9 protein-coding genes are annotated in these 14,929 nt (G+C 34.7%); all 9 read right to left on the reverse strand.

From position 1 onward, the window contains the following. Nucleotides 1–2: 2 nt before the first annotated feature. The 9 genes from smc to F5ESL0246_RS04995 all read right to left on the reverse strand — a co-directional run bounded on the left by smc (nucleotide 3) and on the right by F5ESL0246_RS04995 (nucleotide 14,885). Nucleotides 3–3,566, reverse strand: coding sequence for a chromosome segregation protein SMC (gene smc / locus F5ESL0246_RS04955; protein ID WP_122018414.1), 3,564 nt, complete (start codon nucleotides 3,564–3,566; stop codon nucleotides 3–5). Nucleotides 3,567–3,578: 12 nt separating this feature from the next. Then, nucleotides 3,579–4,265 (reverse strand): ribonuclease III, encoded by a 687-nt coding sequence (rnc, locus tag F5ESL0246_RS04960; protein ID WP_122018415.1) that lies wholly within the window; start codon nucleotides 4,263–4,265, stop codon nucleotides 3,579–3,581. 169 nt (nucleotides 4,266–4,434) lie between these two features. Beyond that, nucleotides 4,435–6,207 (reverse strand): oligopeptide ABC transporter substrate-binding protein, encoded by a 1,773-nt coding sequence (locus tag F5ESL0246_RS04965; protein WP_122018416.1) that lies wholly within the window; start codon nucleotides 6,205–6,207, stop codon nucleotides 4,435–4,437. Between the two features lie 186 nt (nucleotides 6,208–6,393). Then, complete coding sequence (locus tag F5ESL0246_RS04970) at nucleotides 6,394–8,169, reverse strand: oligopeptide ABC transporter substrate-binding protein (protein ID WP_122018417.1); 1,776 nt, start codon at nucleotides 8,167–8,169, stop codon at nucleotides 6,394–6,396. 229 nt (nucleotides 8,170–8,398) lie between these two features. Further along, a complete protein-coding gene (locus tag F5ESL0246_RS04975; RefSeq protein WP_122018418.1) occupies nucleotides 8,399–10,159 on the reverse strand; it encodes an oligopeptide ABC transporter substrate-binding protein in 1,761 nt (586 codons plus the stop codon). 839 nt (nucleotides 10,160–10,998) lie between these two features. Then, nucleotides 10,999–11,919: an ABC transporter permease gene (locus tag F5ESL0246_RS04980; RefSeq protein ID WP_122018419.1), complete on the reverse strand. Its 921-nt coding sequence runs from the start codon at nucleotides 11,917–11,919 to the stop codon at nucleotides 10,999–11,001. Nucleotides 11,920–11,931: 12 nt separating this feature from the next. After that, nucleotides 11,932–12,891 (reverse strand): oligopeptide ABC transporter permease, encoded by a 960-nt coding sequence (gene opp4B / locus F5ESL0246_RS04985; protein ID WP_122018420.1) that lies wholly within the window; start codon nucleotides 12,889–12,891, stop codon nucleotides 11,932–11,934. Nucleotides 12,892–12,893: 2 nt separating this feature from the next. Continuing rightward, on the reverse strand, nucleotides 12,894–13,871 hold the full coding sequence (locus tag F5ESL0246_RS04990) for an ABC transporter ATP-binding protein (RefSeq protein WP_122018421.1): 978 nt from the start codon (nucleotides 13,869–13,871) through the stop codon (nucleotides 12,894–12,896). A gap of 3 nt (nucleotides 13,872–13,874) precedes the next feature. Further along, the gene (locus tag F5ESL0246_RS04995; protein ID WP_122018422.1) at nucleotides 13,875–14,885 is read right to left on the reverse strand and encodes an ABC transporter ATP-binding protein; all 1,011 of its coding nucleotides are present in this window, start codon (nucleotides 14,883–14,885) and stop codon (nucleotides 13,875–13,877) included. Nucleotides 14,886–14,929 lie beyond the last annotated feature (44 nt).

The following is a 14,929-nucleotide window of genomic DNA, read 5'->3' on the forward strand; positions in this document are numbered from 1 at the left end:
TTTTAATTTACCTCATTTTTTATTTCTCTTAACGACACTGACAATACTTGTGAAACCCCAGATTCTTGCATCACAACACCATAAAGCTGATCTGCTTGTTCCATTGTACCTCTTCGGTGTGTAATGACAATAAATTGTGTGTGCAAATCATATTTTTCTAAAAATTGAGCAAAACGTGTCACATTAGCATCATCAAGAGCTGCCTCAACTTCATCAAGCACACAAAATGGAACAGGTTTGACCTTAAGCATTGCAAATAACAAAGTAATTGCCGTTAAAGCTCGTTCTCCACCTGATAAAAGGCTAAGACTTTGTTGCTTTTTACCTGGAGGTTGGGCAATAATTTCTATTCCCGTATTAAGTAAATCATCTGGAGCAGTTAAAACAAGTTTGGCTTTTCCTCCACCAAAAACAATTGGAAATAGTTCCATAAAGTTTTTAGCAACTTCACTAAAAGTTTTATTAAATCTGACACAAACCTCTTGATCCAATTCAGCCATTGATTTTCGTAAATTGTCACGTCCGCTCAATAAATCATTTTGTTGATTATTTAGAAAATCAAATCTTTTCTTTACATCTTCATATTCTGCAATAGATTTCAGATTTACCGGACCAATATCTTCAAGCGACATTTGATGCAGTTTAACACTCTTTTGTAGCTTCATCCTGGTTTGTTCATCATTTTCTAAATCAGACTGCGCAAGTGCTGCCTCATAAGTTAAAGAGTAATTCTTGCGTAATTGTTCAAGTCTTTGATCTATTTTACTATTTAATTGTGCTATTTTAACTGAAAAATTTTCTTGCTCATTTGCAGCATTTTTGCGTAAATCATAATTACGACTTGCAACTTGATCAAGCTGACTAATTTTAGCATCAAATTGTCCCAGTTGGGCACTGAGCTTGGTCACTTGTTGTTGCAGTTTTACTTTTTTAATAGTATCCTCTTTAGTTTGTGCTTCTAAGATTTGCTTTTTCTGCTGATCAAGATCACGATTATGGCTAATAGCCTCTAACTTATTAGTCAAATTCTTAATTTGAGTTTGTAGTTGCGTTAAGTGCTGCTGCTTTTCAACTTGCTGCTTAGCAATATTTTCTAGCTTATTTGTGTAAACAGCAATCTTGGGATCAAGCTCTGCTAATTGATCTTGTATATGTTGATTAAGAGACGTAAAGTTTTTGATTTTTTCTTGTAGAGAATCAATTTTTATTTTTTGTTGTTCAATTTGTTCAACAAAAGTTTCTTTTTTCTTTTTCGTAATGTGGATTTTTTCTTGAAGCTCTTTTAATTGTTGTTGATGCTGTTTTTGAGTTATTTTAAACAACTTATTTGCTTTCTCTAATCTTTTAACCTCTTTTTCTTGGTTTTGATAAGATAGCGTAACTTCAGTTAATTCTTGTTTGTAATTTTGGTATTTTTCTTGAACTTCAGTAATTTCTCGGTTTAGCTTTTGGTCAACAGAAGCCAACTCTTTATAGCTAACTTGATCTTTTTTTAACTGTCTTTCCAGTTTACTAAGCGTTGCTTTTAATTGATTGAGCTCAGCAACAGTCTGCAAAGGAGAATTATTTTTTTGATTACGAGCACCCCCTGTCATTGAGCCACCAGGAGAAACCACATCTCCGTCAAGTGTTACAATTCGATAGCGAACAATTCGTTGATGCATTTTTAATGCGTTATCAATGGTATCAACGATAATTGTACTGCCAAGCAAATAATTAATTGCAGGCCTAATATCTTGTACAACAGTGGTTTTAACTAATTCACTAGCTACTCCCTGGTAACCTGTATAAGAATCAAGGATCTTTTTGGTCGAAGTTGGGATTGTATATTCATTCAACCCATCAAGTGGCAAAAAAGTTGCCCGACCAGCATGGTTACTCTTTAACCGATTTATTGCATCGCGTGCACTTAATTTAGAACTAGTAACTAAATCTTGAACACCACCACCAAGCGCTGTTGTCATTGCGGCTTCCAATTCGATTGGAAATGAAATAAGTTCACCTACAACTCCAATCACTCCTGGATAATTATCTAAGTTATTTAAAACAGTTTTTACACCATAATAATATCCTTCATGCCGTTTACGAATATTTTCAAGTGCTTCAAAACGTGCCTTTATTTCCCGGTAGCGCTGGCTGTTGTCTGATAATATTTGCTGAACATTAGATAACTTACTTTGATTATCATTTTTTTGATTAATTAATTTCGTTAGCGTAACTTGTTCATTTTGGGATTTTTGCCTTAAAATCTTGCCCTGTTCACCCAATCGTTTCAATTCCACTGAGCCATGGTCTAACTGCATTGTTACGTCATTATTTTGATTAGAATGATCATCGACAGTTCTTTTTAATTCTGAATTTAAATAGACGATCTCATTATTATTTGATGTTTGGTCCTGTAATAATTGGATATATTCTGCTCGCAAATCATCCAAATTTTGATTTAATTGGTCAGGATTTGCATCAAGTTGCACAGTCAACTTTTCTCTTTGACCTTTTAACTGCTGCTTCTCCGCCTTTAACTTTTGCTCTTTAAAAGTGAGTTCAGCACATTCATGTTCTAATTCTTTTACCTGACCATTTAAGTCTGTTAATTCTGTTTGATATTCGTTTTTAGTCGCTTCATTGTATTGTTTACTTTGCTCAGCTACCTGTAAATCAGTATTAATTTCTGAAAGTTTCTTTGTCAAAGCTAGTAAATCCTGCTGAATTTGTTCGCGTTGCGTACTGATTTTTTTATATTCTGCTCTTTTAGAAGCAACGGCATTTTGTGATTCCTTCACTTCGCGATCAAGCTTTGACAAAAGAACTTGATTTTGCTCTGCCTTTTCTTGGACTGCTTTTTTTTGCCCATCAATTGTTTCAATTTCAAATGCTAGCAAAGTTTTTAAATCCTGATCAAGCCCTTTTTTCTGAAATTGATACTCTTTAGCCAATGAGCTTTGTTCATGCAGTGGTTCAAGACGCTGCTGCAACTCTTTAACCAAATCATTAATACGAACCAAATTATCAGTAGTCTGTTCAAGTTGGGCATTTGCCTCTTCCTTTTGCTTTTTAAACGAAAGAACTCCTGCCGCTTCTTCAAACAGACTACGACGCTCTTCAGGACGAGAATTCAAAATTTGATCAACACGTCCTTGCGAGATAATAGACAAGCTATTTTGTGAAATTCCCGAATCAAGAAATAATGATTTAACATCGCGCTGACGAACGCTTTGCTTATTAATAAGATATTCGTTTTCACCTGAGCGTAATATACGTCGCGTAATAGTAACCATTTCTGCATCTAAATTCAATTCATGATTATGGTTATCAAAGATCATTGACACTTCGGCATGATTTGTTGGTTGCCTAAATTCACTACCAGCAAAAATTACGTCTTTCATGTTAGACCCACGTAACGATTTCGCACTGGCTTCTCCCATTACCCAGCGAATAGCTTCAGTAATGTTACTTTTACCACTACCATTGGGTCCAACAATACCAGTAATTCCGTTATTAAATTCAATTTTTGTTTTATCTGCAAATGATTTAAAACCATCAATAATTAGTTCAGTTAATGGCACAAACTTATCCTCCTAATTAAGTTTTGTCAAAGCTACTTTAGCCGCTTCTTGTTCAGCAGCTTTTTTATTGTGCCCCTTACCTTGTGACAAAACCTTACCGTCGACAACTAGTTGAACTGTAAACCTTAACGGCGTTTGTTCCTCTTTTAAAACCGTATATTCAATCTTTACAGGACCGTCTTTTTGTAATAGCTCTTGTAAGTCAGTTTTATAATCTCTGGACGCATCAAATTTACCAGCATCAATGATCGGATAAACAGTTAAGCTTAAAAAGTGTTCTACTGCATCCATGCCTTGATCAAGAAAAAGCGCACCATTAAAAGCTTCAAAAACATCTTCTAACAATGTTTTGCGTGAACGCGCACCCGCTTTTTCTTCACCATGACCCAGATTTATTTCTGCTGGAAAACCAAATTTTTGTGAAAACTCAGCAAAACCTTCCGTATCAACAATATTGGAGCGCATTCGCGTCAATTCACCTTCATTTAATTCGGTAAAGTTGCAATATAAATAATTGGAAATTGCCAATTCAAGCACTGCATCTCCCAAAAATTCCAACTTTTCATAGTTCCTAATTCCACTTTCAGGATGCTCATTAGCATATGAGGAATGAGTGAATGCCTCTTCAAGTAATTTTAAATTATTGAATTTAATGTGATATTTTGTTTCTAATTGATTAATAAATTTTGAACTAACCATTTTATCAGTTCCTTTCTTTCCCTAAAATTATACCAGTTTTTAGGAGCAAAACTGAAAAAAGAAAACTATTGCATAATAAACTGCAATAGTTTTTCTAAAAATTATTTTATGATTTTATTTATTAAAGCAGGTAAATCAAAATTTCTATACGGAAATCTAGTCAACATAACTATTTAGCATACGCAACTTTGTACCAAAGTTGATGACCATTATTAGTTTGTGATGGCTTCAATGAATAGCCAGTTAATTTACTATTAACCGCATCTATTTGATATAAATTATAAGTCGGAATTACATAAGCTTCATCATTCATATACTTTTGCCATTCATGGAATTTTTGTACCCGGTAATTATGATCAAAGGCCTTTTGTGAATCCATTTCATCAATTAACTTATTATTTTCTGGGGTCACAAACCGTGAATAATTGGACATTGTCCCTTCACTGTATAATTGAGTTTGGGACGGTTCACTAGACATGCTCCAACCGGCCATGAACATGTCTACGCCCGGAGCATCATGTTGTACTTTATCATAGAAAGAATTAAATTCGGTTAAACGTCCTCCGAACAACTTAACATTCAAACCAATCTTGTTCCATTGCTGAATATAATTTTGGACAATTGGTTCCTGAATGCTATTTCCAGACATAGCCATGAAGTTAATCGTCAATGGCTTGCCATCCGGAGTAGTGCGCCATTTCCCTTTCTTCTTATAGCCAGCCTTATCCAAAATTTCATTAGCTTTCTTTAAGTTATACGTATAGCCTTTATTACTCTTGTCAAAGTAATCACCAAACTGTGCCGGGATCAAGGTTGGAATTTGGAAACTTAAGCCATCAGTATAATGTTTATAGACAGCGTCGGTATTCATTGCATAGGCCATGGCTTGGCGCAAATTCTTATCACCCATCTTGGCATGTGGATCCATTACGTTCTTTGATTTTTTAGCATCCCATTTACCGACCTTAAAGGCAATATAGTAGTATGCTAATGGAATCTGTGCCACAAAAGTTGTATCTTTAGTGTCTTTGACCTGTTTCCATTGGCTATTTACAACCCTAGCAACATCAAATTTATGACTCTTAATTGCCTGTGAAGCTGAATTTGGTGAAACTACTTGATAAACAATCTTATCTAGTTTTGGTTTACCACGCCAGTAGTACTTATTTGGTACCCAAGTTACTGATTGTCCCCGCACAAGTTTTTGCAATTGATACGGGCCAAAGAAAAGCGGTTTCTTTCTGATTTGATCAGAAGCTTCTAATTTAGCAAACGGAATATTTTTTAAATAGTGGTAGGGAGCCGCATTTTCCGAAATATAACCGTTACCACTATTGGTCATACCAGGCTTTAGTTCTTTGCAGTGGATAACTACCACGCGACCATTTTCACCATCAGGCATTTCGATCCCAGAAATGGTTTTGGCTTTGCCTTCATGGTATTCAGCCATGCCGTTAATAATGTTAAACTGATCTGCATAACGCTGTGATTTGGTAGCCTTATTGGCAATAATTTCATAGGCATATTCAATATCCTTAGCCGTTACCTGCTTGCCATCAGACCATTTAACCCCCTTTTTCACGGTAATAGTAACAGTCTTGGCCTTGCGATCAAGTTTTAAGGTAGCTGGTCCTTTGTCAGTAATTTTATAATGATCATCGGTATCAAACAGTGATTCTTGTCCCGGACTCATGACATCGCCATCAGGTACGCCCATATATAATTCTTCATTGAAAATTCCAGTAAATGGGGTATCGGTTTCTTCAGCAACTTTTAAAGTTCCGCCCTGTTTAGCGGGTTTGACGGCTGTCTGCATCGGAAATTTGCTGGCAGTTTTAGCGCCCTCATTACCGCCAGCATTATTACTTTTGCCACAGGCAACTAAAGTTAATGCCGCAGCAGTTACAACTCCAATTGAGCCAATTAATTTATTTTTCTTCATAAATGGATTTCTCCTTCTTTATAATGTTTATAGCTGTTTTGGAATAAGTTAATAATTAAATATTATCACTAAAATTTAATTTTGCAACATAATTTGTTAAATTTGTATTATCATCTTTTAATTTATGCTTTTTTGCTTATAAAAAAACCTCGAGCTTACTCGAGATTTTCTGATTATTAATACTACTTATTTAGCGAAGCCAACTTCGCCCCATAACTGGTGACCATTTGAATTATCTGATGGCTTTGTCGAATAACCAGTCAGCTTCTTATTAACTGCTGTAACCTTATATGAATTATCCGTAGGAATAACATAAGCTTCCTCATTCATATACTTTTGCCATTCATGGAATTTTTGTAGTCGGTATGAATGGTCGAAAGATTTTGGTGAATCGATTTCATTTAAAAGCCGAGTGTTTTCCGAGGTTACAAATCTAGTATAGTTCATTGGTGCGCCTTCACCATAAAGAGAGGCCGGTGATGGTTCACTGGCTAAGCTCCAACCAGCTAGAAAGACATCTACTGTTGGATCGTCATTTTGAATTTTATCTAAAAATGAATTGTATTCTGTCAAACGCCCACCAACTAATTTAACGTTTAAGCCAATCTTATTCCATTGTTGGATGTAATTTTGAATAGTTGGTTCTTGAACTGAACTACCAGTTTTTGCCATAAAATTAATTGTTAACGGTTTACCATTAGGTTGAACGCGCCATTTGCCTTTTTTCTTGTAGCCAGCTTTATCTAAAAGTTCATTAGCTTTCTTGAGATTATAATCATAGCCCTTAGCAGTTTTATCATAGTAATCCCCAAACTGAGCGGGTATTAAAGTTGGTATCTTAAAACTTAACCCCGAAGTATAACGCTTATCAACCGCATCAACGTTCATTGCGTAACCCATTGCCTGCCGCAATGCCTTATTATTCATCTTTGACTTTGAATCCATCACATTCTTGCCTTGTTTGGCATCCCATTTACCAACTTTAAAGCCAAGATAATTATAAGATAATGGAATTTGAGCTATAAAGTTGACTCCATTAGTATTTTTAACTTGATTCCATTGATCATTAACTACTTCTGCTATATCAAATTTATGACTCTTAATCGCCTGTGAAGTCGAATTTGGTGAAATTACTTGCGCAGTAATCTTGTCTAATTTTGGTCTACCACGCCAGTAATACTTGTTGGGAACCCAAGTTACAGATTGACCACGCACAATACTCTTGACTTTAAACGGACCAAAAAAGATTGGCTTCTTTCTAATTTGATCAGAAGATTGTAATTTTTCAAATGGTACATCCTTTAAATAATGATACGGGGATGCATACTCCCAAAAATAACCATTACCACTGTATAACATCCCCGGCTTCATTTCTTTAAAATGCAAAATAACCGTGCGGCCGTTTTCACCATCTGGTAATTCAATCCCAGAGATGGTTTTAGCTTTACCCTCATGGTATTCTTTCATACCAACAATTTCTTCAAGCTGACTACTATAGCGCTGTGCCTTTGTCTTTTTGTTAGCCAAAATTTCATATGGATATTCGATATCTTTAGCAGTTACTTGTTTACCATCGGACCACTTAACGCCATCTTTAACTGTAATCGTAATCGTTTTTGCTTTTTGATCAAGCTTCATAGTAGCTGGACCTTTATTGGTTATCTTGTAATTATCGTCGGTATCAAATAATTCTTCTTCACCAGGTGCAGCGACATTACTATCAATAGCAGTCGTAGATAGTTCATCCGAAAAAATACCAGTAAACGGCGTGTCAGTTTTTACCGCATATTTTATTGCTCCCCCCTGTTTAGCCTTTTTAACAGGGACAGCTTGTGGAAATTTACTTGCCGTCTTCGCATTCTCGTTATTTGCCGAATTGTTACTACTTTTACCGCAAGCAACCAAAGTTAGTGCCGCAGCGGTTACAATTCCTACAGAACGAAGAATTCTAGTTTTTTTCATATATAAAAATACTCCAATCTATTTAATGAGTAATCATTATTAAGTTTTCGGAATAAGCTAATAATTATATTCTAGCATAGAAAAAAATAAGATTCATTAGCGGCGTATTGCATAGAAAAAACAGCTTTGCTTTTGCAAAACTGTTTTAAACTACTTCTTACTAATAACTATTTTCATAAAAATCATAATTTTGTGACGAGGCATCAATTCAAAATTTTATTATAATTACTTATTTTGCATAACCTAGATCATACCAAACTGAATTTCCTTTTGAGGGCTTTAATGAATAACCTGTCAATTTACTATTAACTGCAGTAATAGCATAAGAGTTATTAGTTGGAATGACATATGCTTGATCAAACATGTATTTTTGCCATTCATGGAATTTTTGAACTCGATACTTACGATCAAATGACTTTTCCGAGTCAATTTCCTTTAAGAACTTGGTGTTTTCAGGCGTAACAAATCGTTCGTAGTTTAGTGGTGATCCCTCGGCATATAAATTTGCTGGAGATGGCTCACTTGCAAGTGACCAACCAGCCATGTACATGTCAATTGCTGGATCATCATTTTGAATCTTGTCAAAAAATGAGTTTGCTTCAGCTAGACGTCCACCAACTAAGCTTACATTTAAGCCAATTTTATGCCACTGTTGAATATAGTTTTGAATAATCGGTTCTCTAGATGAATCACCTTGAGCGGCCAATAGTTGAATTTTCAATGGCTTACCATTTGGTTGAACACGCCACTTACCTTCCTTTTTATAACCGGCTTTATCAAGAATTTCATTCGCTTTCTTTAAGTTATAGGAAAAGCCCTTAACATCTTTATTAAAGTAGTCACCAAATTGTTCCGGAATTACTGTTGGAATTTGAAATGTTAAACCACTTGTATAGCGCTTATTAACAGCCTCAATGTTCATGGCATAACCAATTGCTTGCCGCAAAGCTTTGTTATTCATTTTGCTCTTTGGATTCATAACATTTTTACTAGTCTTTGCGTCCCACTTACCAACTTTAAAGCCTAAATAACTATAAGATAGTGGCACCTTAGCTATAAATTTTACATCTTTAGTATCTTTAATTTCTTTCCATTGGGTATTAATTACATCTGCTATATCAAACTTGTGACTCTTAATTGCTTGGGAAGTAGAATTAGTTGAAACAACTTGAGCAACAATCTTATCTAATTTTGGCTTGCCACGCCAATAATATTTATTAGGTACCCAAGTAACTGATTGACCACGAATGACCTTTTGCACCTGATACGGACCAAAAAACATTGGATTTTTTCTTATTTTATCAGAAGATTCTAACTTGCTGAATGGAATATCCTTTAAATAATGATAAGGTGCTGCGCACTCCCAGATGTATCCGTTACCACTATTATACATCCCTGGTTTTAATTCAGTATAATGCAGAATAACTGTTCTACCATTTTCACCATCTGGCATTTCAATTCCAGAAATTGACTTAGATTTACCCTCATGATACTCCTTAAATCCTTTGATAAATTCAAATTTACTCGAATATCTCTGTGACTTAGTTGCTTTATTAGCAATAATTTCGTACGGATATTCGATATCCTTTGCAGTTACTTGCTTACCATCAGACCACTTAACTCCTTTTTTCACGTTAATGGTGACAGTCTTAGTTTTAAGATCAATCTTTAAACTAGCTGGTCCTTTATCATTAATACGATAATTATCATCAGTATCAAATAAGGATTCATTACCTGGTGCCATCACATTAGAATCTATAGCAGTAGTTTCTAGTTCATTTGAAAAAATACCAGTAAACGGCGAATCTGCTTCAATTGCATATTTGACCGTTCCTCCCTGCTTAACATCTTTAACTGGCATTTCCTGCGGAAACTTACTAGCCTTTTTAGCTTCATTAGTATTAGCTGTATTGTTTTTACCACAAGCTACTAAGGCAAGAGCCGCAGTACTCACCAAACCGAGTGAACTCAATAATTTTGTTTTCTTCATGTTATAATTGTCTCCTTACTATATAAAGTGATTAAATGTAGCAATTAAAGTTTTTTAAAACAAGTTAATAATTTTATAATAACACGATTTAATTAAAAATCAATATTTTAACAAGTTTAAATTAATATTTATATAATATATAAATATAGATTTAAAAATAACTAAGAAACAAAATGATTTAAAGAAGGATAGTTCTATAGTCCATTATGTCAATAACGCTAAGTAAATCCCTTATATAGATCATATATAATTTTACCAGTTAGCAAAAGTTAAATCTCAAAATTTTTTTACAATTTACCATTTAAATTAATTAAAAACTTGCGAATATCTCGTTTTGCAATCACACCAAGTCCAATGGTAAGTTCATCTAAAAATAGCTTGGTGTTTAATTGAAACTACTGATAAAAATTAAATTTTCATTCGTTCACCAAGAGAAAGCTTATGAGGTTGTATACCTAATTTAGCTTTTATATGTAAAATTTTTGAAATTATTTTTACCGAACAATTGAATACCCTTTCATTTATATGATATACAGCTTTAACTGAAATATTTTTTGGATTAAAGATTGAACTTACTAATGAGCGGATATTACTTTTTCGATTAATTACTTTATATTTCTTAGTTAATTAATGCACTTCAATGATTGGCACATTCAACATTTTTATTTATTACCTTAATTTAGCTTTCAAATTGTTTGATTTTCAATTATTATACAATTTGTTAAATTTATTTAAATTTTTTAATGATTTATTTAGTAAGTAAAATGATTTCATTTTATGACTTAGCAATTATTTTTAGTAAATAAAAACAGCTTTGCTTTTGCAAAACTGTTTTAAAATTAATTTTCACGTTGTCTAGCATCACCTGCACGTTGCAAAGCTCGACCAACATAATTAATACTTAATGAAATTGCGAGTAATAAGATCGTCGCTGGTAACCATAGCCATGGCCGACTAACAACGTTAACGGGATCATTAGCAAAACCAATCAATGTACCTAGAGAAGGTACTGTTGGTGGCAAACCGTAACCAATGAAAGAAAGAGTTGTTTCAATACCAATATTGCCAGCAATTGTTAATACAACATCGATAATTAACATTGAAGTAATATTTGGTAAGACTTCTCGAAACATAATTTTCAAATCTGATGAACCTGAAGTTTTGGAAGCTAAAACATAGTCTCGATCACGCTGTGATAGAACAAATGCCCGGAAATATCTAGCAGTACTTGTCCAACCAAACATCGAAATTATCCAAACTAAACTTAAAGGACTGTAATTTGGAATAACAGTAACCAACACAATCTCAATTGGCATTCTTGGTAAGACTTGGATAAAGTCAACAATTCTCATGATGATTGCATCGATATAGCCACCATAGTAGCCAGATACTAGCCCAACAATTAGTCCGACTATTTCACAAATTGCTGTAACACCTAAACCAATTAAAATTGAGTTTCGCCCACCCATGATTAAGAGGTTAAAAATATCACGTCCACCATCATCGGTACCTAAAATATGACCATTGACGCCCCAACCATAATAGGCATCAATAATATTTGCTTCTGTAACCTTACCTGCATTTAAGAATAATGATCCTCCAAAGGTAAATAGTAAAATCAAAACAATTATGATAAAAGCAGTTAAAGCAACTTTATCTCTTACAATTTCTCGTACAACTACTTTAAAGGTTGATTCAGGAGAAGATACTTTAGACTTTTTGGCTTCTGTTGTTGAAGTAGTTCCTTTTTTTTCAGACATTTCTCTTCCTCCTTACTTAATTCTGATTCTTGGGTCAACAATACTCATAATAATATCTGATAATAAATTACCTAGTAAAGTTAAAGTCCCAAAGATTAAAATCAGTGCCGTTAGCGTAGTGTAATCACGTTGACCAATTGAGTCTAAGAATAATTTACCCATGCCTGGATAACTAAAGACCATTTCAACAACCATTGAACCACTGAGTAACCCAGTAATTACCGTACCAAATGAAGATGCAATTGGCAGTAATGAATTACGTAAAATATGCTTGTTAAATACCACATTTTCCGGTACCCCTTTACTATGGGCTGTACGAACATAGTCTTCGACTTTATTATCAACAATTCCGGTTCTTAAATATTGCACAATTGTAGTTGTAGTTATTACAGCAGTTAAAATAGCTGGTAATAAAATATGATAAATTTGACTTCCTAATGTGCCCCAGAATCCAGATGCATTAGGGGAAACAGATCCACTAATTGGGAACCACCCAAGTGTAAAAGCAAATAACCAAATTCCTAAAATAAAGAAAACAAATGCTGGAACAGCAAAGGTAACATAATTAAAAATTTGAACTGCTTGGTCTTGCCACTCATCTTGATGACGTCCAGCAACAACACCTAAAGGTATCGAGATAGCATAAGTAATAATTGTCGTTAATAGAGATAACCAAAATGTATTTATAGCACGATCAGCAATCAAAGAAGTTACAGGAACATGCTGGATATAACTAGTACCTAAATCACCTTTAAAGACATTGCCCACCCAACGAGCATATTGGACCGGTGCTGGATCATTCAATCCAGCTGCTTGCTTCAAAGCGGCTATTTGCTTAGGATCCGTATTTGGATTAATTTGCCCACTAAATGGATCTCCAGGCATCATTTTAGCTAAGAAGAAAACCAAAATACTCAAAATAATTAATTGTGGGATCATGATTAATATACGTCTTAAGACTGTTTTCCACATTATTAGTCGCGCCCCTTTTCCTTAAGCTCTTCTTGTTCAACCTCATCCTTTGGAAGTGCTACCCAATGATCACCTGAAACTTGTTGTAGCGGAAATACTCTTCCAGACTTGTCATACCATTTGCCCTGATCATTTCGAAATTCCTGTTCGACTTCCTGACGATGCTTTTTATTTTCTTCTCGATGTTCAACATCAACAACAGGAATAGCAGACAATAGCCGTTTAGTATAAATATGCATTGGATGCTTATAAATATCTTTTCGACTTCCAATTTCAACCAAACGACCTCTGTGCATGATTGCTAGATTTTCTGACATATGCTTGACAACACCTAGATCATGAGAAATAAATAAATAAGCTATATTATACTGTTGCTGAATATGCTTCATGAAATTCAAAACTTGAGCTTGAACAGATAAATCCAAAGCACTAGTTGGCTCATCTGCAACAATTAATCTTGGCTTTGTAGCAACTGCACGAGCAACACCAATTCTCTGCCTTTGACCTCCTGAAAATTCATGTGGAAACTTATATATTGCATCACTAGGCATCCCCACAATATCAAGCAATTCTTGAACTCGATCACGTTCTTGATCAGTAGTTAGATTCTCAAAATTGCGAATTGGTTCAGCGATAATATCTTCTATTCTCTTTCGTGGATTCAAACTAGACATTGAATCTTGAAAAATCATTTGGACATCTTTATTATAATTTAGTCTGCGTCTATTTTTAGCCTTAGTAATATCAACGCCCTTATAAATAATTTGCCCACTGGTAACTTGCTCAACACCAACAATTGCTTTACCGGTTGTGGATTTTCCTGAACCTGATTCGCCAATTAAGCCGTATGTTTCACCTTCATTAATTGTAATGCTAACATCATCAACAGCCCGCACATAATCCGTAATCCGATTCCAAAAACCGGATCTAATTGGATAGTGGACCTTTAAATTTTTTACTTGAATAATTTCTTTAGCCATAATTTAATCCCCACTTACCTTATCTTGAAAGTGGAACGTCTTCCAGCAAGTACATCTTACCCAATGATTAGGTTCAACTTCATGCATTACAGGCTCTTTTTCATGAGCACTTTCAGGAATCCACGGAATTCTTGCAGCAAAGCGATCACCTTCATGTGGCATATTTTGCAATGATGGAACCGTTCCTTGAATAACATGCAAATCCTCTTCTTCATCTTCAGATTGTGGCATTGAATTCAAAAGCGAACGAGTATACGGGTGAAGTGGATGCTCAAAAATCGTTTTTACATCAGCTTTTTCAACGATTTGACCTGCATACATTACAGCAACTTGATCAGCGGTTTCAGCAACAACCCCCAAGTCATGAGTAATTAATATAATTCCCGAATGTGATTGTCTCTGAATATCTTCAAGTAAATCTAAAATTTGAGCTTGAATGGTAACATCCAAAGCAGTAGTTGGTTCATCAGCAATAATTATTTCAGGTTTGCAGGCAATAGCCATCGCAATCACGATTCTTTGGCGTAACCCACCTGAAAGTTCAAACGGATACATGGCATATGTTTCTTCAGGTTTAGGCATCCCAACCTGATTAAATAATTCAATTACACGGGAATGACGCTCTTTTTCATTCATATCAGTATGGTAATAAAGTGTTTCCGCAACTTGATCACCCACGCGCATTAATGGATTTAAACTTGCAAGTGGATCTTGAAAAATCATCCCAATCTTATTACCACGAATCTTATCGAATAAGGCCTCATTTAACCCTACTAGATTTAATTCATTGTATAAAATATCACCGGTTACTTTCGTATTTTTGTGATCATAAAGACCAATAATACTTGCAGCAATTGTACTCTTACCACACCCAGACTCACCAACAACTGATAAAATTTCATCACGCTTCAATGTGATATTGATATCATCCGCAGCATCATAAAATTTTCCTTGTAAACGGTATGCAGTATGCAAATGCTGGATATCTAGCAAGAGATCACTTTGTTTTTCCAAAGGTCATTTCCCCTCTCAATCTTCAACGAATTTATTAAAGATAA

This window comes from Lactobacillus sp. ESL0246 (genome assembly GCF_003692965.1).
Classification (GTDB): Bacteria; Bacillota; Bacilli; order Lactobacillales; family Lactobacillaceae; genus Lactobacillus.